Raw genomic sequence first — 23,584 nt, forward strand, 5'->3', positions numbered from 1 at the left:
GCTTCCGTCGTCGCCGCGCCGGGTCGTCCGAACAACGTGACTCGCCGAAACGACAACGGGCCCGCCGACCGCGTCAGCGCGATCGGTCGGGCCCGTCGTCGTCGAGCACGTGGAGCGCACGCCCGATCGCGTCCGCTCCGTGCGGCCATCAGAGGTTGTAGAGCTTCGCCGCGTTGTCGCCGAGGATCTTCTTCTTCGTCTTCTCGGAGAGGTCGTTGCGCTCGGCGATCAGCTTGACCGTGTCCGGGAACGCGCAGTCCCAGTGGTAGTAGTCGGACGCGTAGATGATCCGGTCGTCGCCGCAGAGCTTCACGACCTCGGGGATCATCTGCTCGTCGGGATCGCACGAGATCCAGCAGTTCGAGTAGAAGTACTCGCTCGGCTTGCGATCGATGTTCGGCGCCTGCTCGGGCATCTTCTCGTAGTGCTCGTCGAGGCGCCACAGCCAGAACGGCAGCCAGCCGCAGCCCGACTCCATGAACGCGACGCGCAGCTTCGGGAAGCGGTGGATGATGCCGCCGACGCAGAACGAGTCGAGCGCGATCATGTTGCCGACCGGGTGCGTGATGGCGTGCACCTCGAGGCGCGTGTTGAAGCGATCGACGCACACCGGGTACTGGTCCGGCGCCTGACCGCCGCCGTGGATGCACACCGGCACGCCGAGGCGCTCCGCCTCGGCCCACACGACGTCGAACGACGGGTGGTCGAGGTTCTTCTCGCGCACGTGCTGCGTGCACACCATGCCGACCAGGCCGAGCTCGGTGACCGCGCGGCGTAGCTCCTTCGCCGCGAGCTCCGGATCGATCATCGGCAGCTTGGCGAGCGCGAAGACGCGTCCCTTGCCCTCCTTGCAGAACGCCGCCTTGGAGTTGTTCAGCGCCTGGCAGAGCGCGAGCGAGAACTCGGGGTCGAGCATCGCCCACTCCTCGCCCGCGCCGCCGGGGAAGGTGACGGTGACGTCGATGCCCTCGAGGTCCATGTCCTCGAGCCGCAGCTTGGGATCGTTCATCCCCGGGCGGATCGAGAACTTGTCGCCCTTGCGCGCCTGACCGCCGCCGGGCAGCGGCAGCCGCGAGTAGTGCTGCTTGATCTTCTCGCGGTACTCCGCGAGGCGCGGCTTGAACTTCTCGGGGATCGCGTCCTGCCAGTTGGCGAACTCGCCGCCGTGACCGTCGGCGTCGATGACGTGGAACCCATACTTGCCCATGTGGGTTTCTCCCTTCCTATTCCTTCATGTCGAAGACGCCGCGGGCGAGGTCGCCGCGCTCGAGGTCCGCGATCGCGCGATTGACGTCGCGCAACGCGTACTGGCGCGTGATCAGCTCGTCGATCTTGAGCCGCCCGCTGAGATAGAGCTCCGCCAGCATCGGGAAGTCGTGCTGCGGACGCGCCGTGCCGTAGCGACAGCCGAGGATCGCGCGGTCGAGGCGCAGCGCGTTGACCAGGAAGTCGGCGCGCGCGTCGAGCTTCGGCACGCCGACGACGGTCAGCGTGCCGCCCGGAGCAAGCGAAGAAAATGCCTGCTCGATCGCGCTCAGGCTGCCGACCGCCTCGAACGCGTAGTCGACGCCGCGGCCGCGCGTCAGGTCCTTCACCGCCTGCACCGGATCGGTCTCGCGCGCGTCGATCACGTCGGTCGCGCCGAAGCGCCGCGCCCACTCGAGCTTCGCCGGCATCAGGTCGACCGCGATGATGCGCCCCGCGCCGGCGAGGATCCCGCCCTGGATGATGTTGAGGCCGATGCCGCCCGCGCCGAACACCGCCATCGAGCGTCCGGCCTCGACCTTCGCCCGGTTCAGCACCGCGCCGACGCCGGTCATGATGCCGCAGCCGATCAGCGCGGCCTGCGCCATCGGCATCTCCTTCGGCATCGGGATCGCGCTCGACACCTTGACGACCGTGCGCTGCGCGAACGTCGAGGTGTTGGCGAATTGATACGCCGGCTTGCCGCGCACGGTGAACGGCGTGCCGGGTCGCGGCGCGTTGTGGCACAGCGTCGGACGGCCGACGTCGCACTCCGGGCAGTGGCCGCAGTGCGCGAGCGTCGACAGCACGACCGGGTCGCCTTCCTTGAGCGTCCGCACGCCGGGCCCGAGCGCCTCGACGTAGCCCGCGCCCTCGTGGCCCATGACCGTCGGCCGCGGCGTCGGGAAGGTGCCGTTGATCGCGCTCACGTCGGAGTGGCAGAGCCCCGCCGCCTCGATCGCGACGCGCACCTCGCCTTCCTGCGGATCGCGGACCTCGACCTCCTCGACCGAGACCGGGGCCCCGACCTCGTGGAACACCGCTGCCAGCATGTCTCGACGCTGCCTCCCCTGCTCCGTCAGCTCGCCCAGCCGACGTACTTGAGCTCGCTGTAGGTTGCGAGCGCGAAGCGTCCGCCGTCGCGGCCGATGCCGCTCATCTTGTAGCCGCCGAACGGCGCGTCGGGATTCGGCGGCGCGCCGTTGATCTGCACGGTTCCGGTGCGCATCGCGCGCGCGACGCGCAGCCCGCGCGCGGTGTCGCGCGTCCAGACGTAGCCGTAGAGGCCGAAGTCCGAGTCGTTGGCGATCGCGATCGCCTCCTCCTCGGTCTTGAAGCGGATCGCGGTGATCACCGGGCCGAAGATCTCCTCGCGCGCGATCGTCATGTCGTTGGTCGCCTCGGTGAAGAGCGTCGGCTCGTAGTAGAAGCCGCGGCTCGGCGTCTCGGGACGCTTGCCGCCGCACGCGAGCTTCGCGCCCTCCTCGATGCCGATCTTCACGTAGCGCTCGACGCGCTCGCGCTGCCCGCGCGAGACGAGCGGACCGACCACGACGCCCGGCTCGTGCGGGTCGCCGATCTTGAGCCTGGGTGCCGCCGCCGCCATGCGCGCGGTGAACTGGTCGTAGATCGAGTCCTCGACCAAGAGCCGCGTCGGCGCGATGCAGATCTGACCCGAGTGGAAGGTCCAGACGCTCATCGCGGTGCCGAGCGCCCGCTCGAGGTCGGCGTCGGCGAAGACGATGTTCGCCGACTTGCCGCCGAGCTCCATCAGCGTGCGCTTGAGCGTGCGTCCCGCCGCTTCCTCGATCTTGCGTCCGACGAGCGAGCTGCCGGTGAACGAGATCATGTCGACCTCGGGCGCGACGGTCAGCGCCTCGCCGATCTCCGGTCCGGAGCCGCAGACGAAGTTCACCACGCCGGGCGGCAGCACCTCGCCGACGATGCGCGCGAGCTCGGCGACGCCCATCGGGTCGAGCGGCGGCGGCTTGATCACCACCGTGTTGCCGCACGCGAGCGCCGGTCCGATCTTGCCGGCGCAGTTGGTGAGCGGGAAGTTGAACGGGCTGATGCAGGCGACGACGCCGACCGGCTCGCGCACGACGATCCCGCTCGCGAGCGTCGCCGAGCTGCCGGCGACGCCCGGACGCTCGAGCGGCGGCATCGGCTGCAGGTCGGGCTCGCGCGCGAGCTCGGCGTACTTCTCGAGGCGCGTCACGACTTCCGCGACCTGCAGGCGCTCGGCGATCGGCTTCAGCGCGCCGGTCTCGGCGATCGTCAGCTCGACCAGATCCGGCACCGCGGCGCGGAACCTCGCCGCCGCCTCGGCGAGCAGCTTGCCGCGCTCGGCGCCGCTCATGCGCGGCCAGGGCCCGCGGTCGAACGCCGCGCGCGCCGCGCGCGCGGCCTCGCGCACCTGCTCGAGCGAGCACTCGGGGGCGTATCCCGCGACCTCCTCGGTCGCCGGGTTGATGATCTCGTAGGTGCCGTTCGCGGCGCGGACCCACTCGCCGCCGATCAGCACCCGATCGTAAACCGGAGGGTTGCTCACCAGACGATCCCACCCTGCGGGCGCGCCGTGCGCCCGACGTCGTCTGGCTTATCGCCCTCGCCCGGCCGAGGAAGCAAGCGCGTCACGCCGCCTGCGCCAGCGCCGCCTCGCGCAGGCGCGTCGTGCGATGCACGGGATCGCGGTCGAAGCGCGGCAGCACGTGCTTGCCGAAGGTCTCGATCGAGCGCAGCACGTGCTTCTGGTCCATGACCATGGTGAGCGGCGCGTAGATGAGCTGGTCGACGCCGATCTCCTCGTACTGCTGGATCGAGGCCGCGATCTCGTCCGGCGAGCCGATCATGTAGCCGCCGGCGCGGGTGCGCTGCGCGAGCTGCTCGGGCGTCGGCTCCGGGACCTTCACCGGCCCGGTCTTCGGCAACCCGGCGGGACGCGGCACCGAGTCGAGCCACTTGAAGAAGAACTCGAGGAACTGGCCGGTCTTCGCCTTGCTGAACAGGTAGCGCGCCTCGTCGCCGTCCTCGAGGCAGAACATCTGGCTCGTCACGGCAATGTTGTCATTGACGAAGCCGCCGATCGGGTTGCGGCACTTGGCGATGGCCTCCTTGTAGGCCGCGATCAGCGGCTTCACGTCCTCGATGGTGCCGTTGACGAAGCACAGCGCGCCGAGGCCGAGCTCGCCCGCGAGCGTGAAGGTCGACGGGCTCGAGCACGCGAGCCAGATCGGCGGGTTCGGCTTCGAGAACGGCTTCGGCAGCACGTTGCGCTGCGGCATGCGGAACGACTTGCCCTCGTAGGCGTAGGGCACGTCGCGCCACATGCGCGGGATCTGCTCGATCGACTCGCGCCAGAGGTCCTTGGTCGCGTCCGCCGAGGGGATGTCGAATCCGCCCCACTCCGCCGACGACGAGCCGCGTCCGGTGCCGAACTCGACGCGGCCCTCGGTCAGGTGGTCGAGCGTCGCGATGCGCTCGGCGACGCGCGCCGGGTGATTGACGGGTGCGGTGATGTTGACGATCGCGTGCCCGACGTGCAGCCGCGGGGCACGCGCCGCGACGAAGCTCAGGAAGACCTCCGGCGCGGGCTGGTGCGAGTAGTGCTCGAGGAAGTGGTGCTCGGGCGCCCAGTCGTACTTGAAGCCCGCCGCCTCGACCGCCAGCGCGACGTCGACCTCGCGGATGAACCGCGTGTGCTCGTCCTCGCCGGGCGGCACGTGCATCTGGGAAAAGATTCCGAACTCCATGGCTCGACCCTCCCTCGGCTGGTGATTTCCGAATTACCATTCGGAAAATCGACTTGTCAATCAATTTCGCTATGCTAAGATTTCGTCGATTCGAATGGCTTCTCGGACGACGAGACGCACCCCGCCACGCGACGCGCGCTCGGGCGCGGCGGTGGCGCGCGCCGCGAGCCCGCGCGCGGCGGCGCGCGCGGCGCGCGAGTCGGTCTACCGCGAGCACATCCTCGCGGCCGGCGAGAAGGTCTTCGCCGAGCAGGACTTCGAGTCGGCGAAGGTGCAGGACATCTCGCGCCTCGCCGAACTCTCGATGGGCTCGATCTACGCGCTCTTTCCGAGCAAGGAGCACATCTACGCGTCGATCATCGAGAAGCGCGGCAACGAGCTGTTCGCGCTCGTGCAGGACATCGTCGCACAGGACCGCGAGCCGCTCGACGCGCTCGAGGCGCTGGCGACGGCGTACATCGACTACTTCTACACGCACACCGATTTCCTGCGCATGAACCTGCGCACCGGCGCGGCCTGGGCGCTGCGCATGACCTACCCCGGAACGCGCGCCGCGCTCGCCGACACGATCCACGGCCTGCAGGCGCAGATCTTCGCGCGCGGCGTCGCGTCGGGCGTCTTCATCGACGAGGACCCGGCCTACCTCGCCGTGCTGTTCAGCGGCATCGACCAGATCCACCTCGCGCACTGGGTCGCGAACGGCATGAAGGACTCGCGCGAGGAGCTGCGCGACCGCCTGCTGCGCGTCGTGCGCAAGACCTTCCTGCGCTGAGCGCAGGGCGTCGGCACGGACCGAACGATCGCGGTCTCGACCGCGTTGACAGTTCGCTGGGGGCTCGCCATCATCGCTCCTTCCACCCCATGCGGATCCATCTGATCTCGCCGACGCACTACCTGCCCGACGGAAGCCTGGCGAAGACGACGCGCTACTGGACGAGCGGCATCACGCTGCCGTACCTGAAGGCGCTCACGCCGTCGCGGCACCAGGTGACGTTCACCGACGAGCTGATGCACGACCTCGACATTGCGCGGGTCGAGCGCGAGGCCGACGTCGTCGGCTTGACGGCGATGGGCCCTCAGATCCGCCGCGCCTACGAGCTCGCCGACCACTTCCGCGAGCGCGGCAAGAAGGTCGTGCTCGGCGGCACCTGGGTGACGCTCACCGCCGAGGACTCGCTGCGCCACGCCGACGCCGTGGTCGCAGGCGAGGCGGAGTACGTCTGGGAGCGCGTCCTCGACGACCTCGAGAGCGGACGCAGCGCCGGCATCTACCGCGCCGACCGCTGGCACGACCTGCGCGGGCTCCCGCAGATCGACTACTGGTCGCTGCCGCTGCTCAAGCCCGAAGCGTTCCGCAAGAGCTGGCTCTACCGGATGTACTTCTTCTGGCCGATCCAGTTCTCGCGCGGCTGCCCGCACCCCTGCGAGTACTGCGCGGTGCAGACGTACTACGCGCGCACCTACCGCACGCGCCCGCTCGACGAGTTCATCGACGAGGTCGATCGCATGCGCGCGATCGGCGCGCGCCGCTTTCTCTTCCTCGACGACAATCCCATCGCCAACCCCGAGAAGGCGAAGGAGATGTTCCGCGCGCTCATCCCGAAGAAGATCCAGTGGGTGAGCCAGGCGACGATCAACGTCGCGCGCGACCCGGAGCTGCTCGATCTCGTCGCGCGCTCGGGCGCGCGCGTGCTGTCGATCGGCTTCGAGAGCCTCAACGAGGAGAGCCTCGCGTCGGTCGGGAAGAACTTCAACAAGCCGAGCCGCTACGCCGAGGACATCGCGAAGCTGCGCGCGCGCGGCATCCAGGTGATCGCGCTCGTCATGGTCGGCCTCGACGGCGACACCCCCGAGACCTTCGCCGCGACGCTGCGCTGGCTCGACGAGAACAAGATCAGCTTCCTCAAGCTGTTCACGCCGGCGCCCTACCCCGGCACCAAGTTCCACGCCGACATGAAGGCCGCCGGGCGCATCCTCAACGACGACTGGGGTCGCTACGACTACGGCAGCCCGAACGTCGCGCCGAAGAACATGTCGGCGCGCGAGATGATCGACGGCTTCAACGCCGTCTACTCGGGCTTCTACTCGGTGCGCAGCATGCTGCGCCGCTTCGTCCCGCCGCCGCGCAAGAACCTGCTCGAGAGCCTGGCGATGATCGTCGCCAACCTGAAGGTCCACGCCTACCTGCGGCGCAACCCGGAAGCCTGGGGGACGATTAGCTGACGCCCCCGCGCGCTGCGTCGCCGAGCGCGGCGCGCTCCGCTCACGACACGCCGCTCGCGACCTCGAGCGCGTCGTCCGACGCGATCGCGATGCGGTCGCGGCCGGCGGTCTTCGCGCGGTAGAGCGCGCGGTCGGCGGCGAGCAGCAGCGCCTTGCCGGAGTCGGCGTGCTGCGGGAAGACGGCGACGCCGAGCGACAGCGTCACCGGCGTCAGCGTGCGCTCCTGGTGGCGCACGACGATGCGCTTCGCCGCCTCGCGCAGGCTCTCGGCGCGCTGCTGCGCGTCGGCGAGCGACGCCTCGGGCAAGATGATGACGAACTCCTCGCCGCCGTAACGACAGGCGAGATCCTCGCCGCGGATCGAATTCTGCAGCCTGGCGCCGAGCTCGCACAGCAGCGCGTCGCCCGCGTCGTGGCCGAAGGCGTCGTTGAACTCCTTGAAGTGGTCGATGTCGAGCATCAGCAGCGCGAGCGGCGCCTTGCGACGCGTGGCGCGCTGCAGCTCGCGGTCGAGCGACTCCTCCATGTAGCGGCGGTTGAAGAGGTTGGTGAGCGGGTCGCGGATCGACTGGCTGCGCAGGGTCTCGCGCAGGCGGAGGTTCGCGAGCGCGAGCCCGACCTCGTCGGCGAGCGTGCGCAGCAAGCGCTGCACGGCGGCGCCGCGCTCCTTGATCGACGGCAGGTCGAGCCGGACGTGCAGCACGCCGAGCGCCTCGCCCTGGGCGACGAGCGGCAGGCAGACGTACGAGCCGACGCTCGGGTCGACGTGCGCGCAGCGGAGCCCGAGGCGGTGGCTCTCGAGCACGTGCGACTGGCCGCGGCGCAGCGCCCAGCACGTCTCGGGCGTGAAGCTCTCCTCGGGCGGCGGCGGATCGCCCCAGCGCGTGGCGGCGAACGCCAGGTTGCGCGACGAGTTCAAGAGGTAGAGCACGCCGCTGCTGCCCGGCAGCAGACGCTCGAACGACTGCGCGATGATGCTCCCCGCTTCCGACTCGTCGGCGCACGCCTGCAGCAGACCGCTCAGCTCGCCGAGCAGCGAGATCTCGTCGTTGCGCCGCGCGAGCTCCTCGACCGACGCGCGCAGGCTCTCGTTGGTCTCGCGCAGCTCGAGCTCGGCGCGCTTCGCCGCGGTGACGTCGCGGCACACCGCGACCGCGCCGAGCGCGTCGCCGCTCGCCGACGTGAGCGATCGCGCCGAGATGCTGAGCCAGACGGGCTCGGAGCGGCCCTCCGCACGCGTGACGCATTCGAAGGAGTCGACCGACTCGCCGCGCACCGCGCGCCCGATCGGCGTCTCCTCCGGCGCGAGCGGCGTCTGCGCGTCGCCGCAGCACAGCGTCAGCGCGCGCGCCGCACCGCTCGCCGCGCGCCCGAACAAGCGCTCCGCAGCCGGGTTCATCGCGATCACGTTGCCGGTCGGGTCGGCGACGACGACGGCGTCGGCCATGCTCGTCAGGATTCCTTCCGCGAGCGCGTGGCTCTTGCGCAGCTCGTGGTGGGTGCGGCGGTGCGCCCCGGCCTCGCGCGCGAGCAGGAAGAACACGGCCAGGATCAAGAGGGCGCTGACGATCGTCCCGCCGATCACCGCGCCGTTCGCAAACCGCGCCTTGCCCTCGGAGAGCGCCGTGCGGACGGCGAGCACCGCCTGCTGCCGCGTGCGCATCTCGGCGACCAGCGAGCGGATGGCGTCCATCTTGGCCTTGCCGCCCTGGGTGCGGACGGCCTCGGCCGCGGCTTCGAAGCCGTGCGTGCGCCGCAGCCCGACGATCTGACGCGAGCTCGAGACGAGCTGCTCGACGAGCAGCTCGAGGTCGTCGAGGTGCTCGCGCACCCACTCGTCGTCGACCAGCACGTCGAGACGCGAGAGGTCGCGGCCGACGCGGTGGATCGCGTCGTTCATCGGCTCGAGGTAGGTCTCCTCGCCGGTGATGACGTAGCCACGCTGCCCGGCCTCGACGTCGGCGACGTCGCTCTGCAGGGCGTCGAGCGCCTGCAAGAATTCGTGTGCGTCCGCGACCTGGTGGCCGCTGTGGATCAGGTCGGCGCTGCTACGCAGCGAGATCACCCCGACCGCGGCGACGATCGCCAGGGCCAGCGCGACCAGGGCAAAGAGCCTTCGCGTGAGCGACATGACGGGGCGCGGGCGCACGAGCGCCCACATCCCCGTCATCGGCGCTGCTTCGCAGAAACCTTAGCGTTTGCCGAACCGGCTACTGGAGCACCCGGAACGACTCGCGGGCGAAGTCGAGCGGTCCGTCGGGGAACAGACCGAAGAAGATCGTGCCGACGGTCGCGAGCAGCAGGCAGGCGATCAGGAAGGGCGCCGGCTGGACCGTCACCGCCTTCTCGGGCTCGCGCATGAACATCTCGATGATCAGGCGCAGGTAGTAGTACGCCGACACGGCGCTGTTCAGCACCATGATCACCGCGAGCCAGATGTAGCCGGCGTCGACGATCGCCTCGATCAAGTAGAGCTTGCCGACGAAGCCGACGAGCGGCGGGATGCCGGTCAGCGACAGCATGAACAACGCCATCGCCGCGGCGACCAGCGGGTGGCGCTGCGCGAGGCCCGCGTAGTCGGAGAACTGCTCGTTCGGCTCGCCCTTCGCGCCGAGCGCGGTCACCACGGCGAACGCGCCGAGGTTCATGAAGGCGTACGCGAGCAGGTAGAACAGCACCGCGCCGCCGCCGCGCGGCGTGCCGGCGACGATCGCGGCGAGCAGGTAGCCGGCGTGCGCGATGCTCGAGTACGCGAGCATGCGCTTGACGTTGCTCTGGACGATGGCGACGAAGTTGCCCACCGTCATGGTGAGCACCGACAGCCACCACAGCACCATCGCCCAGTCGGCGTGCAGCGACGAGAACGCGGTGATGAACAGCCGCGCGAAGCCGGCGACCGCCGCGGCCTTGATGCCGACCGCCATCAGCGCGGTCACCGTGGTCGGCGCGCCCTGGTAGACGTCGGGCGCCCAGAAGTGGAACGGCACCGCGCTCACCTTGAAGCCGAGCGCGACGATCAGCAGCGCGACGCCGCCCAGCACGACGACGCGGTTCGCGCTCGGGAGCGCGGCGGCGATCGCCGAGTACGCGGTCGAGCCGGTGACGCCGTAGAACACGGCGATGCCGTAGAGCAGGAAGCCCGTCGCGAACGCGCCGAGCAGGAAGTACTTGAGCGCCGCCTCGCCCGACGCGCGGTCCGTGCGGTGGATGCCGGCCAGCACGTACGCGGCGATCGACATGATCTCGAGGCCGAGGAACAGGACGATGAGGTCGCGCGCCGCGCCCATCACCATCATGCCCGACGCCGCGAACAGCACGAGCGGGTAGAACTCGCGCGCGCGCACGCCGAGGGTCGCGAGGTACGCGGGCGCGGTGAGGATGCTCGCTCCGGCCGCGAGCAGGCAGACGACGTTGGTGAACGCCGCGACGCCGTCGAGCGCGAACGTGCCGTGGAAGGCCGTGTGCGCGTTGTTCCACAGCAGAGCGGTCGCGACGATGCCGCCCACGACGCCGGCCAGCGAGAACCACACCGGACGGTACGGCTCGTCCGAACGGTCGTCGACGAAGGCCTCGACCAGCAGGCCGGCCATCGCCACCACCAGCACGACCAGGACGGGCGCGAGCGCGCGCGCCTCGTCGGCTCCGAAGACGACCTCGATCACCGCAACTCCCCCGTCGCCGTCGCTTGCGTGACGTTGTGCGCGAGCCGCGCGTCGTCATCCTCGCGCACGAGCTGCGCCTCGTCCTCCTCCTGGCCGTCTTCGACGCTCGCCAGCGGACGCTGCTTGTCGCCCATGTGACGGTCGGCGCCGGCGCGCTCGAGGCGCTGCAACAGCACCGCCGCGGTCGGCTCGATGCGATCGAGGAACGGCTTGGGATAGATGCCGATCCAGAAGATCAGCAGGATCACCGGGGCGACGGCCGCGATCTCACGCGCCGACAGGTCCTTCAGCGAGCGGTTCTCCTCGTGCGTCACCGGGCCGAAGATGACCCGCTTGTACATCGTCAGCAGGTAGGCCGCGCCGAGCACCACGCCGAGCGTCGCGATCGCGGCCGCCCACGGGTGCGCGCGATACGCGCCGAGCAGGATCAGGAACTCGCCGACGAAGCCGTTCAGCCCGGGCAGGCCGATCGACGACAGCGTGACGATCAGGAACAGGCTCGAGAAGATCGGCACGACCGCCCACAGGCCGCCGTACTGCGAGATCTGCCGCGTGTGCCGGCGGTCGTAGATGAAGCCGATCAGGATGAAGAGCGCGCCCGTCGACAGACCGTGGTTGACCATCTGCAGGACGCCGCCCGTCATGCCGGTGCGGTTGAAGGCGTAGATGCCGAGCATGACGAAGCCGAGGTGGCTCACCGACGAGTAGGCGACGAGCCGCTTCATGTCGGCCTGCGGCAACGACACCATCGCGCCGTAGATGATCCCCACGACGGCGAGGCCGATGATCCACGGGAACGCGTCTTGCGCGGCGAGCGGAAACATCGGCAGCGCGAAGCGCAGGAAGCCGTAGGCGCCCATCTTCAGCAGCACGCCCGCCAGGTCGACCGAGCCGCCGGTCGGCGCCTCGGTGTGCGCGTCCGGCAGCCAGGTGTGGAAGGGCACCATGGGCACCTTGATCATGAAGGCGATCGCGAACGCCCAGAACAGGAAGGTCTGCTCGGTGTAGCTGAGCTTCGTGTCGTAGAGCGTCAGGATGTCGAAGCTGAGCTGGCCGGTCTTGGCGTGCGTCAAGACCAGATACAGCATCGCGACCAGCATCAGCGCGCTGCCCGCCATCGTGTAGATGACGAACTTGATCGCCGCGTAGCGCCGGCGCGGACCGCCCCAGATCCCGATGACGAACACCATCGGGAAGAGCATCAGCTCCCAGAACATGAAGAACAGGAACAGGTCCGTCGCGACCAGCGCGCCCAGCATGCCGCTCTCGAGCAGCAGCATGAAGAACATGAACTCCTTCACGCGGTGCTGGATGTCGGTCCACGCGGCGAGGATGACGACCGGCGTGAGGAACGTCGTCAGCAGGATCAGCCAGAGCGAGAAGCCGTCGACGCCGACCGAGTAGTTGATGCCGAGGCTCGGCATCCACGGGACGCTCTCGGTGAGCTGCAGCGTGCCGACCGTCGGATCGAACGCGGCCAGCACCAGGAGCGACAGGAAGAACGGGATCAGCGACAGCCAGAACGCCACCTGACGCGGGATGGTGACGGGCTGCGCCGGCAGCGCGCTGATGATCAGCGACGCGATGAACGGCGTAACGACGACGAGCGAGAGCAGCGGCAGCTGGTCCATCACGGCTTCCAAATCTTCAGCGCGTACCGAGCCACCAGTAGACGCCGAAGGTGAAGACGGCGCCGACCAGCATCGCCATCGCGTAGTGCTGCACGTTGCCGTCCTGCAGGCGGCGCCAGACGGACGCGGTCGCGGCGACGGCGCGCCCGCTGCCGTTGACCAGCCCGTCGATCATCATGGCGTCGACGACCTTCCAGAAGAACGTCGAGGTGCGGAAGTACGGACGCACGATCAGCGCGTCGTAGATCTCGTCGACCCAGTACTTGTTCCACAGGAGGACGTAGAGACCGTGCGCGCGCTCGGCGAGACGCGCCGGCAGCTCGGGCGAGCGCAGGTAGAAGAGGTACGCGACCCAGATCCCGAGCACCGCGACGCCGGTCGTGATCACCATCAGGAAGAGCAGCGTGCCGGTCGTGATCTCGTGGTGGCCGAGCGCGTCGGGCGGCGCGAGCGCGGGCTCGAGGTAGTGACCGAACGCGTCGCCCCACAGGAAGCCGTGCGGTAGCCCGATCCAGCCCGCGACGGTCGACAGCACCGCGAGCACGATCAGCGGGATCGTCATCACCGTCGGCGACTCGTGCACGTGCGCCGCCTTCTCGGGCTCGACGCGGCTCTCGCCCTCGAAGGCGAGGAAGTACGCGCGGAACATGTAGAACGAGGTCAGGCCGGCGGCGGCGAAGCCGATGAACCACAGCACGGTGTGACCGCTCGCGAAGGCCGCCTCGAGGATCATGTCCTTCGAGAAGAACGCGGCGAACGGCGGCACGCCGGCGATCGCGAGGCAGGCGACGAGGAACGTCTTGCCCGTGATCGGCAGCTTGCTCTTCAGATCACCCATCTTGTGGACGTCGAGCTCGCCGTGCAGCGCGTGCATCACGCTACCGGCGCCGAGGAAGAGCAGCGCCTTGAAGCAGGCGTGCGTCATGAGGTGGAAGATGCCGGCCGAGAACGCCCCCACCCCGACGCCGAGCACCATGTAGCCGATCTGCGAGACCGTCGAGTACGCGAGGATCTTCTTCAGATCGTTCTGCACGAGCGCCATCGTGGCCGCGAACATCGCGGTGATCGCGCCGATCGTCGCGACCACGTCGAGCGCGATCGGCGCCTGCACGTAGAGCGGCGAGAGACGCGCGATCATGTAGACGCCCGCGGTCACCATGGTCGCGGCGTGGATCAGCGCGGAGACCGGCGTCGGACCCGCCATCGCGTCCGGCAGCCAGACGTAGAGCGGGATCTGCGCCGACTTGCCGGTCGCACCGAACAGCAGCAGCAGGCAGACCGCGGTGACGACCCACGGCGCGACGCGCCCGAGCTCCGGCGCGAGCCGGTTCACGTCCTCGAAGCGCAGCGACGGCGTGCCGAGATCGAACATGCTCCAGAAGAGGACGAACATGCCGATCAGGAACGCGGCGTCGCCGACGCGGTTCACGATCATCGCCTTCTGCCCGGCGTCGGCGTTCGGACGCTCCTGGTACCAGAAGCCGATCAGCAGGTACGAGCAGACGCCCACGCCCTCCCAGCCGACGAACATCACCGGCAGCGTGTCGGCGAGGACGAGCACCAGCATCGAGGCGGTGAACAGGTTCAGGTAGGCGAAGAACCGCGCCTCGTCCGGGTCGTCGTGCATGTAGCCCAGCGAGTAGAGGTGGATCAGGAAGCCGATCCCGGTGATGATCAGGATCATCACGCTGGTCAGCACGTCGACGCGGAACGTGAGGTCGATGCGCAGCGGGCTGACGCCGATCCAGGTGAAGACCTGATCGACCAGCACGCCGCCGGTCGGCAGCGACCAGAGCTTCGCCACCGTGATCACGGCGACGACGAACGCGAGCAGCACGCTGCCCGGTCCGGTGACGTGGACGATGTTGCGGCGTCCGGTGACGGACGCGAAGACGCCGCAAGCGACGCCGATCAGCGGCAACAGCGGAATCCAGCGCAGGAGGCTGGTCGCAACGACGGCGGCGGTGTCGGGTGCGGGATGCATCTCTCGCCTACCAGCGCAGCAGGTTGATCTCGTCGGCGTTGACGGTGCGGCGCTGCGAGTAGATCGCGAGGAAGATCGCGAGACCGACCGCGACCTCGGCCGCGGCGACCGTCATGACGAAGAAGACGATCACCTGCCCGTCCATCGAGAGCTGCTGCCGCGCGAGCGCGACGAACGTCAGGTTCACCGCGTTCAGCATCAGCTCGACCGACATCAGGATGACGATCACGTTGCGCCGCAGCAGAACGCCCGCGCAGCCGATCGCGAAGATCAGCGCGGCGAGGATCAGATAGTGCTCGACCGACACGCCCATCCCGCCGGCCTCCTCCTCAAGCCTTGCGCCGCGCCATGACGACGGCGCCCACGACCGCGACGAGCAGCAGCACGCTGGTCAGCTCGAACGGCAGTAAGCTCTTCGCGAACAGGTTCTCCGCGAGCAGCTCGGTCGTGCCGAACCCGGCCGGCGGCGACGCGATCTGCATCGGCTCGTAAACGATCGCCAGCACGCCGAGCTCGAGCGCGAGCAGCAGCGCGAAGGCGAGCCCGGCCGTGCCGAACTTGGACAGCCGGAAGCTTCGTTGCTCCACCTCGACGTTGAGCAGCATGATCACGAACAAAAACAGGATGACGATCGCGCCGGCGTAGACGATCACCTGCAGCATCGCGATCAGCTCCGCGTCGAGGAGCACGAACGCGACGGCGATCAGGAAGAGCGTGTTCACCAGCGCGAGCGCCGAGTAGATCGGGTTGCGGTGCAGGATCACCGTCAACGCCGAGGCGATCATCAGAATGGCGATGAAGTAGAAAGCGATCACGCGACCGTCCAACCTTCGAGCGCGAGCACCAGAACGGCGGTCACGGCGACGTTTGCGAGCCCGATCGGCAGCAGACGCTTCCAGCCGAGGGTCATGAGGTGGTCGTAACGCATGCGCGGGAACGTCCAGCGCACGAGGATCTGCAGCCAGCAGAAGATGAAGAGCTTGATGAGGAACGACGCGACCTGCAGCAACGTCACCACCAGCGACGGCACCGCGAAGAAGTAGCCGCCCGGCAGGTGGAAGCCGTCACGGTAGAGATACGGCACCTGCCAGCCACCGAAGAACAGCGTCGTGACCAGCGCCGCGACGATCGCGATCTCGATGAAGTCCGACATCATGAACATCGACTGCTTCGAGCCGGAGTACTCGGTGTAGAAGCCGGCCACGAGCTCCGACTCCGCCTCGGGCAGGTCGAACGGCGCGCGCTTCGACTCGGCCATCCCCGCGATGAAGAAGATGATCAGCGCGAGCGGCTGGTAGAAGACGCCCCAGGCCGGGATCACGCCCCACATGAGCTGCCCCTGCGCGCGCGCGATCTCCTGCAGATCGAGCGTGCCGTAGGTGAGCACCACCGCGACCAGCGCGAGCCCCATCCCGAGCTCGTACGAGATCATCTGCGCCGAGCCGCGCACGCCGCCCAGGAACGCGTAGCGCGAGTTCGACGCCCAGCCGCCGATGATCACGCCGTACACGCCGAGCGACACCATGCCGAGGATGAACAGCAGCCCGACGTTGAGCTCCGCCGCCTGCAGGTTGATCACCGTGTCGCCGATCACCAGCACGTCGCCGAACGGCACCACCGCGAACGTGACGAACAGCGGCAGCACCGCCGCGAACGGCGCGAGCCAGTGCAGGAAGCGGTCGGCGTCCTTGGGGACGATGTCTTCCTTGTGGAAGAGCTTCAGCGGGTCGGCCATCAGCGTGTTGACGATGCCGAGGTTGAAGGGCAGCAGCCCGCCGAAGATGTTCGCGCGGTTCGCGCCGACGCGGTCCTGAATCAGCGCCGAGCCTTTGCGCTCGATCCACAGCAGCAGGACCGTGACCTGCAGGATGATGAACAGCGCGACCAGCGCCTTGCCGAAGGCGATCAACAGCTCCATCGACGACCCCGCCGCGCTCCTCTCCCCCGTTGGGCTGCTCGCTCGAGCAACGCCCTCAGTCCCATTCCAGAGCGCCGACGCGCCAGACGTAGGCGAGCCCGACGCCGAGCACCGCCACGAAGGCGGCCATCTCCCAGAGCCCCATCCAGCCGAGGCGACGGAAGACGACCGCCCAGGGATACATGAACACCACCTCGACGTCGAAGACCACGAACAGGATCGCGACGAGGTAGAACTTGACCGGGAACCGCATGCCGCGGATCGAGCCGATCGGCGGGTTGCCGGTCTCGAAGATCTCGAGCTTGGCCTTCGACTCCCGCTTCGGGCCCAGCAGCCAGCTCGCGCTCATCATGATCGCAGCGACGAGCGCGCAGAGCGCGAAGCTGATCAGCAGAGCGATGTAGGGATTCGTCACGCGGCAGCTCTCGAAGGATTAGGCGGCATGCGCCGCAAAACCGTCCGGAGATTAGAGATTCCATTTGCCAAGTCAAATTGCCTCGGCTAACGCGCCGCGGGATGGACGCTTCCGTCGTCGGCGCGCGGCACGCGAGCGCGCTCGCGCGCGCAGCCGAGACCGCGTGGCCGCGCGGAAAAGTGATCGCGCTCGAGCCGCTCGCAGGCGACGCCTCCGCGCGCCGCTACGTCCGCGTGCGTCTCGCGGGCGACGCACCTGCGAGCGCAATCGCGATGCTGCTGCCGCACGACGAGCCGGCGACCAAGTCCGAGGAGATCACCACCGGCGAGGCCCCGAGCGAGCTGCCGTTCGTCGACGTGCACCGCTACCTCGCGCGTCACGGCGTGCCGGTGATGGCGATCTACCACGTCGACGAGCGCGACGGCGTGCTGCTGCTCGAGGACCTGGGCGACCTGCCGCTCGCCGACGCCGCGTGTGACGGCGGGCCGTACGAGCGCGACCGTCGCGCGCTCTTCGAGCAGGCGGTCGACGTGCTCGCCTCGATCAGCGCGCTCGTGCGCGCGCCCGATCCGCGCTGCATCGCGTTCCGCAACCGCTACGACCGCGAGCTGATCGGCCTCGAGCTCGACGTCGTGTGCTCGCACGGCTTCGCGCCGAGCGACGCTGGTCCGGCGCGCGCCGCGGACGCCGATCCCGAGCTGCGCGCGGCGCTCGCACGGCTCGGCGACCGCATCGCAGCGCAGCCGATCGTGCTCATGCACCGCGACTTCCACGCCTGGAACCTGCACGTCGACGCGCAGGGCGCGATCCGCGTGATCGACTTCCAGGACGCGCTCCTCGGCCCGGCGCTCTACGACCTCGCGAGCCTCTGCACCGACCGCGACAGCGATCGCTTCGTCGACCCGGAGCTGGAAGCCATTCTCGTGCGGCGCTTCGGCGCCGAGCTCGCGCGCCGCGGCGGGGTTCTCGACGCGGACGCGCTCCACGCCGACTACTTCGACGCGGTCGCGTACCGCACGCTGCGCGTGATCGGGCGCTTCCGCTTCCTCGCGATCGAGCGCGGCAAGACGGGCTACCTGCGCTTCCTGCCGCGGATGGCGCGCCAGACGGTTCGCGCGCTCGAGGCGCGCGGCGACCGGGATCTGCTGCGCGTGCTCGCCGCCCGCAGCGAGCTCTTCGCATGAGCAGCGCGCGAGCCGAGAGCGCGGCTCGTCGCCTCGCGCCGCGCGCGATGATCCTCGCCGCGGGACGCGGCACGCGCCTTCGCCCGCTCACCGACACGACGCCGAAGCCGCTGATCGACGTCGCGGGCCATCCGCTGATCGCCTACGGTCTCGCGCTGCTGCGCACGCACGGCATCCACGACGTCGTGGTGAACGTGCACCACCTGCGCGAGAAGCTGCGCGCCGCGCTCGGCGACGGCTCGCGCTACGGGGTGCGCATCCACTGGTCGATCGAGGAGACGCTGCTCGATACCGGCGGCGGGATCCGCTTCGCGGCGCCGCTGCTCGAGGAGCTGCTGGCGCCGGACGTCACGGACCGGCGCGACGCGCCGATCGTCGTCCTGAACGGCGACGTGGTGAGCGAGATCCCGATCACCGACGTCGTGCGCTTCCACCGCGAGCGCGACGCGCTCGCCACCTTCGTCCTGCGCGACGACCCGCGCGCGGCGTCCTACGGCACCTTCGGGATCGACGCGGAAGGCCGCATCCGCCGCTTCCTCGGCCGCGGCGACGACTCCCCGACGCTGCGCGAGCTCATGTTCGCGTCGGTGCAGGTCCTCGACCCGCGGATGCTCGAGCTGATGCCGAGCGGGCGACCCTTCGGCACCATGCGCGAGCTCTACCCCGAGCTCTTCGAGCGCGGCGAACGCTTCTTCGGCTACGTGTACGACGGCCGCTGGTACACCGCCGACACCGAGGAGGATCTCGCGCGCGCACGCGCCGCGCTCGCCCCGCCTGCGCAACCGACGTACATGCGTGATCTCCCTTCCTTACGTGATTGATGTGCCGCGCCGATGTGGCTGACGGAGCCGAAAACGGCGCCACGACAACCTTTCATCGCCTCCAGATCGAGCACGGGCGGCGGCACGACGCTTGCTCGCACCGGTCGAAAGGCCTAACTCTTCGGCAGCACATGGGCATCACCGTCATTCAGAGGAGCAACGCCCGGACGCGGAAGCTGAATCCGCGGTTGGCGTTGGTCCTCGCGGGCGGCGCGGTGACCGGCGGAGCGTTCAAGCTCGGCGGCCTGCGCGCCCTCGACGACTACCTGGTCAGCCGCAAGGTCGTCGACTTCGACATCTACGTCGGTCTGTCGGCCGGCGCCTTTCTCGCCGCACCACTCGCCGCCGGCATCACGCCGGCGGAGCTCATCGCGAGCATGGAGGGCGAGGGAGACATCCGCGAGTTCCGCCTGATCGACGTCTACTTCCCGAACATCGGGGAGATGGTGACCAAGCCGCTCGAGTACCTGACCGACCTGGTCACGTACTTTCCGCGGACGATCGGCGAGATCCTCGTCAAGAGCCCGGACACGGTGCAGCGCATGCGCTCGCCGCTCGAGCGCTGGCTCGCCGAGCCCACGCTCGAGAACCTGCGCGAGGTGGCGGCGGTCGCGGTCGACGGGCTGACCGCCGAGACCGAGTTCCCGGTGCCGCTCGACTACCTGCCGTCGGGTCTGTTCGACAACCGGCGCATCGAGCGCTTCATCCGCGAGGGCTTCACCGAGCGCGGCCTCACCAACAGCTTCCACGCGCTCTACCGGCAGCGCGGCAAGGAGCTCTACATCGTCGCCGTCAACCTCGACACCGCCGAGCGCGTCGTGTTCGGCCACGACGAGGACTCCGCGCTGACGATCTCCGAGGCGGTGCAGGCGACGACCGCCCTGCCCGGCTTCTACAAGCCCGCGCGCATCAAGGGCGTCGACTACATCGACGGCGGCGTGCGCCGCACCGCGAACCTCGACGTCGCGATCGAGCACGGCGCGGACCTGATCGTCTGCTACAACCCGTTCCGGCCGTTCAACAACACGATCGAGCGCGAACGCCGGCGCGGCGAGAGAGGCACGGCGCTCGCCGACCACGGCATGCTCGCGGTGCTCAACCAGGTGTTCCGCGCTCTGCTGCACTCGCGACTCCACCTGGCGCTCAACCAGTACCGCGACGATCCGAACTTCCACGGCGACATCGTGCTGATCGAGCCGACCGACACCGACGAGACCTTCTTCAACATGTTCCCGATGAACTTCTGGGAGCGTCGGCGCGCGGCGGACCACGGCTACCTGTCGACCAAGATGGCGATCGATGCGCACTACGAGACGCTGAGCCGCGTCTTCGAGCGGCACGGCCTCACGGTCTCGCGCCGCCACATGGAGGAGAGCGCGTCGCGGATCCGCGAGTCGCTGGGCGACGACGAGGCCCTGCTCGAAGCCGACGCCGGCTGACGCATCGCCGCGAAAATTCGGGGCAATTGCCGGGGGTGGGCGCCTGTGTTAGCGCCATCCCATGGCGAATCCCGACGCCGCGGGTGACCAGGCCATCGATTTTGCGCGGCAGAACGAGCTCTTCGAGACCGCCACGCCGCAAGAGATCCTGACCTGGACGACGCGCCACTTCGCCCCGGACGCCGTCCTCACGATGTCCTTCCAGCACGAGGGCGTCGTGATCGCGCACATGCTGCGCACGATCGCCCCGGACACGCCGATCTTCTTCATCGACACCGGCTACCACTTCCCCGAAACGCTGGCGTACCGCGACGAGCTGATCGCGCGCTTCGGGCTGCCGGTGCGCAACCTGACCTCGGTGATGCCGCGCAGCGAGTTCATCGCCAAGTACGGCGACGACCTGCACCAGCGCGATCCGGACCTGTGCTGCAAGATCAACAAGGTCGAGCCGATGCAGCTCGCGCTGCGCGGCGTCCGTGCGTGGATCAACGGGCGGCGGCGCGATCAGGCGGTGACCCGCGCCAAGATGCCGATCATCGAGCGGCTGCAGGGCGGCATCGTCAAGGTGAATCCGCTCGCCAACTGGACGTCGCGGGACACCTACCGCTACCTCACCGAGCACGACATCCCGACCCACCCGCTGTTCGAGCAGGGCTACACCAGCATCGGCTGTGCGCCGTGCACGCGCCCGATCCTCGCCGGCGAGGACGAGCGCGCCGGTCGCTGGGCGGGACGCGGCAAGGTCGAGTGCGGCCTGCACACCTTCCTGACGCCGCCCGAGTCGGAAGCCGCGACCGATCCGTCGACCCCGACGACCGACGCGAAGGCGCCGGCGCGCGCCGAGCCCGAGGTCGCGGACGAGCCGAACGCCGCGCGCGCCGCGCGGCGGTAGCGCTCCGCTGGTAGGCGCCGCGCGCAGCGCCGATCCCGCGTCGCCAGCGTCTCGCTCACCCGCACACGGGGCGCGCGGCGCGACGCCGCCTCACTCGTCGCGCAGATCCTCGTCGCCGCGCAGCAGCAGGAGCCCGTGGCCGACGCGCTTGATGAGCCAGCGGTGGATCACCGTCACCCAGTCATCCACGCGCTCGCCGAGCATCGGCCAGTGTCCGCCGGCGCCGCGCTGGAAGTCGGCCTCAATGCCGCGGGCGCAGATCTCGACCAGCAGCGTCGTCGCGACGGCGTCGCCCTGCTGCGCGACCAGCAGCGCCGGCACCGCGGGTGCCGCGGGCTCGGTGAGCCGCTCGACCTCGCGCAGCCGCGCGACCGGCTCGGGCGCGAGCGCGGCGTGCAGCTCGGCGCCCGCCGCCTCGCTCAGCCCCGCGAAGTAGGGATGCTCGCGCGGCGGCGGCGGCTCCGCGCCCCAGCGGCGCAGGCGGAGCATCGTCCGGCGTCCGCGCGTCAGCAGCGGTCGTAGACCCTCGAGGAGCGGCGCGATCGCGACCGCGCCGCGCACCTCGCCCCGCGCCGCGAGGTCGAGCGCGATCAGCGCCCCCGCGTCGTGACCGACCACGACGGGCTTCGCGTCGCGCTCGGGGAGCTCACGCAGCGCGCGCTCGAACGCCGCGGCGAGCGACGACGATGCGGCGGCGCCGGAGGCGTCGATCAGCACGCAGCGCCAGCCGCGGTGCGCGAAGCCGGCGGCCGCGGCGCGCCAGACCCACGATCCGGCCCACAGGCCGTGCAGGAACACCAGGTCGGCCCGGTAGCGCTCGCTCTCGGGCTCGACGACGGTGACGCGCGCCTCGGCGTCGGGCATGAGCGCTCCGTAGACCAGGCCCGCGCCTGCGTCCATCCGTCTCATCGCGCGCCCATCGGGCGCGGGCGACCCGCAAACGGCGAGAGCCCTCGAGTCTCTCGACCCGAGGGCTCTCGCTGTGTCCGGGCTCTCGCCCGTACTCGCCTGAGATCAAACTTTTTGAGTTGTCCCCCCCGACACGCGTCGAGAGGCGAATTCCCCTTTTTTATTCTTGTTGAGAGACGACTACCGTGAAGATGAAGCTACTTGCGCTTGGCCGGGGCCTTCTTCTTCTTGGCCGGGGCCTTCTTCTTTGCCTTTGACGCGGTCTTTGCGGCCGTCTTCTTGGCCGTCTTCTTCTTCGCAACTGGCATGAATGCCTCCTTCGGTTCGTTCGAACCTCATCCCCTCTCAGGCGAGCTCCACCACAACCACCCCACAACCACCACTTAAACGGCATTTTACGAGCATCACTTTACGGAAGTCAATAGGAGAATGACATTTTATTTGGAAGTGCCCGAGCCGCCGCGGGTGATCGGACGGGCAGAATGCCGTTCTCCGTTCCGCGCCGAGATTACGAGAACTTCGTTTTGCCGGCGCGGTTGCCGCGCGCCGACGCGGCGGATACACAGGGCGGGTGCCAACCCTCGAAGCCCTGCGGCGCTACTGGCTCGCGATCGCGCTGTTCGCGCTCGCGGCGATCCTGCTCGTGTCGGCCGCGACCAGCGAGCGCGGGCTGGCGCGCGTGCTGCAGCTCGAGCGCGAGCTCGAGGCAACCAACGAGCGAAACTTCCGCCTGGTGCAGGAGATCAGCGAGCTGCGCGAGCAGCAGGCGCTGCTGCGCACCGACGACCGGACGCTCGAGCGCCTGGCGCGGCGTCACCTGAGCATGGTGCGCCCCGGCGAGGTGCTCTACCACGTGCCGCCGCCCGCGGACGAAGCCGCAGACGCGGCCAAGAACGAGAAGGAAGGCCCCGACGCTCCGCCCGCGCGCACGCGCTGAGCGGTGGGGCCGGGCGGGAGCCCCGCCCTACTCCTCTTCCTCCTCCTCGCCGGCGATCATCTCCTCGTACTCGTCGGGATCGATGAGCTCGTCGAACTCCGACTCGTCGCGCAGCTCGACCTCGAGCAGCCAGCCGGTGTGGTAGGGATCCTCGTTGACCAGGATGGGCTGATCCTCGAGCTCGGTGTTGGTCGCCACCACGACGCCGGTCACCGGCGAGATCAGCTCGTGCACCTCGTTCGCCGACTCGACCTCGCCGAGCGGCTCGCCGCGCTCGATCTCCTCACCGACCTCCGGCAGGTGAATGGAGATCACCTCGCCGAGCTTGTTCTGCAGATAGTCGGAGAGGCCGATTTGCACCTGGTGCCCCTCGACACGCACCCACAGGTGCTCGTCGGAGAATTTGAGCTTCTCGGCCATGCAAACTCCTTGAAGATCGAGGTCCTTAAAGGCGGATCGTGCGCCAGTCAAGCCAACGACACGCTGCACACGCCCTTCCGTGCGACGCATCTCGTGTGGTCATCAATGCGTCGCGCCGCAAGGGACGCGCGTCGTTTTTCGAGCACGCCCGC

Annotated in this window: 21 protein-coding genes; 7 read left to right on the top strand and 14 right to left on the bottom strand. The window is 69.1% G+C overall.

The features are described 5' to 3' along the window. Window positions 1-148 precede the first annotated feature (148 nt). From VIS07_02800 to VIS07_02815, 4 genes are all read right to left on the bottom strand, one after another. Window positions 149-1,207, bottom strand: coding sequence for an amidohydrolase family protein (locus tag VIS07_02800; GenBank protein HEY8514422.1), 1,059 nt, complete (start codon window positions 1,205-1,207; stop codon window positions 149-151). 16 nt (window positions 1,208-1,223) lie between these two features. Beyond that, on the bottom strand, window positions 1,224-2,297 hold the full coding sequence (locus VIS07_02805) for a Zn-dependent alcohol dehydrogenase (protein HEY8514423.1): 1,074 nt from the start codon (window positions 2,295-2,297) through the stop codon (window positions 1,224-1,226). A gap of 26 nt (window positions 2,298-2,323) precedes the next feature. Next, window positions 2,324-3,796, bottom strand: coding sequence for an aldehyde dehydrogenase family protein (locus tag VIS07_02810; protein ID HEY8514424.1), 1,473 nt, complete (start codon window positions 3,794-3,796; stop codon window positions 2,324-2,326). 82 nt (window positions 3,797-3,878) lie between these two features. Next, window positions 3,879-4,997 (bottom strand): LLM class flavin-dependent oxidoreductase, encoded by a 1,119-nt coding sequence (locus VIS07_02815; GenBank protein ID HEY8514425.1) that lies wholly within the window; start codon window positions 4,995-4,997, stop codon window positions 3,879-3,881. 151 nt (window positions 4,998-5,148) lie between these two features. Between VIS07_02815 and VIS07_02820 the strand changes: the two genes are divergently transcribed. Next, window positions 5,149-5,769 carry a TetR/AcrR family transcriptional regulator gene (locus VIS07_02820; protein HEY8514426.1) on the top strand — a complete coding sequence of 207 codons (621 nt, stop codon included), beginning with the start codon at window positions 5,149-5,151 and terminating at the stop codon, window positions 5,767-5,769. An 89-nt stretch (window positions 5,770-5,858) separates the two neighbouring features. Beyond that, window positions 5,859-7,220 carry a radical SAM protein gene (locus tag VIS07_02825; protein ID HEY8514427.1) on the top strand — a complete coding sequence of 454 codons (1,362 nt, stop codon included), beginning with the start codon at window positions 5,859-5,861 and terminating at the stop codon, window positions 7,218-7,220. A 40-nt stretch (window positions 7,221-7,260) separates the two neighbouring features. Here VIS07_02825 and VIS07_02830 read toward each other — a convergent pair whose 3' ends face one another. From VIS07_02830 to ndhC, 8 genes are read right to left on the bottom strand one after another with little or no spacing between them, the layout of a single operon-like run. Continuing rightward, a complete protein-coding gene (locus VIS07_02830) occupies window positions 7,261-9,390 on the bottom strand; it encodes a diguanylate cyclase (GenBank protein ID HEY8514428.1) in 2,130 nt (709 codons plus the stop codon). A 40-nt stretch (window positions 9,391-9,430) separates the two neighbouring features. Then, entirely contained in the window at window positions 9,431-10,882 is a 1,452-nt protein-coding gene (locus VIS07_02835) for an NADH-quinone oxidoreductase subunit N (GenBank protein ID HEY8514429.1), read from the bottom strand. Beyond that, the gene (locus VIS07_02840; protein ID HEY8514430.1) at window positions 10,879-12,513 is read right to left on the bottom strand and encodes an NADH-quinone oxidoreductase subunit M; all 1,635 of its coding nucleotides are present in this window, start codon (window positions 12,511-12,513) and stop codon (window positions 10,879-10,881) included. Before VIS07_02840 ends, VIS07_02835 begins: the two co-directional genes overlap by 4 nt. 16 nt (window positions 12,514-12,529) lie before the next feature. Beyond that, window positions 12,530-14,497: an NADH-quinone oxidoreductase subunit L gene (gene nuoL / locus VIS07_02845; GenBank protein ID HEY8514431.1), complete on the bottom strand. Its 1,968-nt coding sequence runs from the start codon at window positions 14,495-14,497 to the stop codon at window positions 12,530-12,532. Between the two features lie 7 nt (window positions 14,498-14,504). Further along, window positions 14,505-14,810 (bottom strand): NADH-quinone oxidoreductase subunit NuoK, encoded by a 306-nt coding sequence (nuoK, locus tag VIS07_02850; protein ID HEY8514432.1) that lies wholly within the window; start codon window positions 14,808-14,810, stop codon window positions 14,505-14,507. A 16-nt stretch (window positions 14,811-14,826) separates the two neighbouring features. Then, the gene (locus VIS07_02855) at window positions 14,827-15,312 is read right to left on the bottom strand and encodes an NADH-quinone oxidoreductase subunit J (protein HEY8514433.1); all 486 of its coding nucleotides are present in this window, start codon (window positions 15,310-15,312) and stop codon (window positions 14,827-14,829) included. Further along, window positions 15,309-16,415 carry a complex I subunit 1 family protein gene (locus VIS07_02860; protein HEY8514434.1) on the bottom strand — a complete coding sequence of 369 codons (1,107 nt, stop codon included), beginning with the start codon at window positions 16,413-16,415 and terminating at the stop codon, window positions 15,309-15,311. The genes VIS07_02855 and VIS07_02860 overlap by 4 nt, the downstream gene beginning before the upstream one ends. A 55-nt stretch (window positions 16,416-16,470) precedes the next feature. Beyond that, window positions 16,471-16,830: an NADH-quinone oxidoreductase subunit A gene (ndhC, locus tag VIS07_02865; GenBank protein HEY8514435.1), complete on the bottom strand. Its 360-nt coding sequence runs from the start codon at window positions 16,828-16,830 to the stop codon at window positions 16,471-16,473. Between the two features lie 101 nt (window positions 16,831-16,931). Here ndhC and VIS07_02870 point away from each other — a divergent pair, with 101 nt between their 5' ends. The 4 genes from VIS07_02870 (at window position 16,932) to VIS07_02885 (ending at window position 21,166) form a co-directional block, all read left to right on the top strand. Continuing rightward, window positions 16,932-18,014, top strand: a complete 1,083-nt coding sequence (locus VIS07_02870) for a phosphotransferase (protein HEY8514436.1) — start codon at window positions 16,932-16,934, stop codon at window positions 18,012-18,014. Further along, complete coding sequence (locus VIS07_02875; protein ID HEY8514437.1) at window positions 18,011-18,835, top strand: NDP-sugar synthase; 825 nt, start codon at window positions 18,011-18,013, stop codon at window positions 18,833-18,835. The genes VIS07_02870 and VIS07_02875 overlap by 4 nt, the downstream gene beginning before the upstream one ends. Before the next feature lie 188 nt (window positions 18,836-19,023). After that, entirely contained in the window at window positions 19,024-20,274 is a 1,251-nt protein-coding gene (locus VIS07_02880) for a patatin-like phospholipase family protein (GenBank protein ID HEY8514438.1), read from the top strand. A gap of 61 nt (window positions 20,275-20,335) precedes the next feature. Next, window positions 20,336-21,166, top strand: coding sequence for a phosphoadenylyl-sulfate reductase (locus VIS07_02885; protein HEY8514439.1), 831 nt, complete (start codon window positions 20,336-20,338; stop codon window positions 21,164-21,166). A gap of 90 nt (window positions 21,167-21,256) precedes the next feature. Here VIS07_02885 and VIS07_02890 read toward each other — a convergent pair whose 3' ends face one another. Next, window positions 21,257-22,066: an alpha/beta hydrolase family protein gene (locus tag VIS07_02890; GenBank protein HEY8514440.1), complete on the bottom strand. Its 810-nt coding sequence runs from the start codon at window positions 22,064-22,066 to the stop codon at window positions 21,257-21,259. Window positions 22,067-22,646: 580 nt separating this feature from the next. Between VIS07_02890 and VIS07_02895 the strand changes: the two genes are divergently transcribed. Next, a complete protein-coding gene (locus VIS07_02895) occupies window positions 22,647-23,012 on the top strand; it encodes a septum formation initiator family protein (GenBank protein HEY8514441.1) in 366 nt (121 codons plus the stop codon). Window positions 23,013-23,039: 27 nt separating this feature from the next. Here the strand turns inward: VIS07_02895 and gcvH are convergent, their stop codons facing one another. After that, window positions 23,040-23,432: a glycine cleavage system protein GcvH gene (gene gcvH / locus VIS07_02900; GenBank protein HEY8514442.1), complete on the bottom strand. Its 393-nt coding sequence runs from the start codon at window positions 23,430-23,432 to the stop codon at window positions 23,040-23,042. Window positions 23,433-23,584 lie beyond the last annotated feature (152 nt).

Source organism: Candidatus Binatia bacterium, from assembly GCA_036563615.1.
GTDB lineage: Bacteria > Desulfobacterota > Binatia > UBA12015 > UBA12015 > DATCMB01.

Excerpts from the sequence above, each read along its gene's own strand:
- VIS07_02800 (HEY8514422.1), bottom strand. The coding sequence starts at position 1,207 with ATGGGCAAGTATGGGTTCCACGTCATCGACGCCGACGGTCACGGCGGC.
- VIS07_02805 (HEY8514423.1), bottom strand. The coding sequence starts at position 2,297 with ATGCTGGCAGCGGTGTTCCACGAGGTCGGGGCCCCGGTCTCGGTCGAG.
- VIS07_02815 (HEY8514425.1), bottom strand. The coding sequence starts at position 4,997 with ATGGAGTTCGGAATCTTTTCCCAGATGCACGTGCCGCCCGGCGAGGAC.
- VIS07_02825 (HEY8514427.1), top strand. The coding sequence starts at position 5,859 with ATGCGGATCCATCTGATCTCGCCGACGCACTACCTGCCCGACGGAAGC.
- VIS07_02830 (HEY8514428.1), bottom strand. The coding sequence starts at position 9,390 with ATGACGGGGATGTGGGCGCTCGTGCGCCCGCGCCCCGTCATGTCGCTC.
- VIS07_02840 (HEY8514430.1), bottom strand. The coding sequence starts at position 12,513 with ATGGACCAGCTGCCGCTGCTCTCGCTCGTCGTCGTTACGCCGTTCATC.
- nuoL (HEY8514431.1), bottom strand. The coding sequence starts at position 14,497 with ATGCATCCCGCACCCGACACCGCCGCCGTCGTTGCGACCAGCCTCCTG.
- nuoK (HEY8514432.1), bottom strand. The coding sequence starts at position 14,810 with ATGGGCGTGTCGGTCGAGCACTATCTGATCCTCGCCGCGCTGATCTTC.
- VIS07_02860 (HEY8514434.1), bottom strand. The coding sequence starts at position 16,415 with ATGGAGCTGTTGATCGCCTTCGGCAAGGCGCTGGTCGCGCTGTTCATC.
- VIS07_02870 (HEY8514436.1), top strand. The coding sequence starts at position 16,932 with ATGGACGCTTCCGTCGTCGGCGCGCGGCACGCGAGCGCGCTCGCGCGC.
- VIS07_02875 (HEY8514437.1), top strand. The coding sequence starts at position 18,011 with ATGAGCAGCGCGCGAGCCGAGAGCGCGGCTCGTCGCCTCGCGCCGCGC.
- VIS07_02885 (HEY8514439.1), top strand. The coding sequence starts at position 20,336 with ATGGCGAATCCCGACGCCGCGGGTGACCAGGCCATCGATTTTGCGCGG.
- VIS07_02890 (HEY8514440.1), bottom strand. The coding sequence starts at position 22,066 with ATGGACGCAGGCGCGGGCCTGGTCTACGGAGCGCTCATGCCCGACGCC.
- gcvH (HEY8514442.1), bottom strand. The coding sequence starts at position 23,432 with ATGGCCGAGAAGCTCAAATTCTCCGACGAGCACCTGTGGGTGCGTGTC.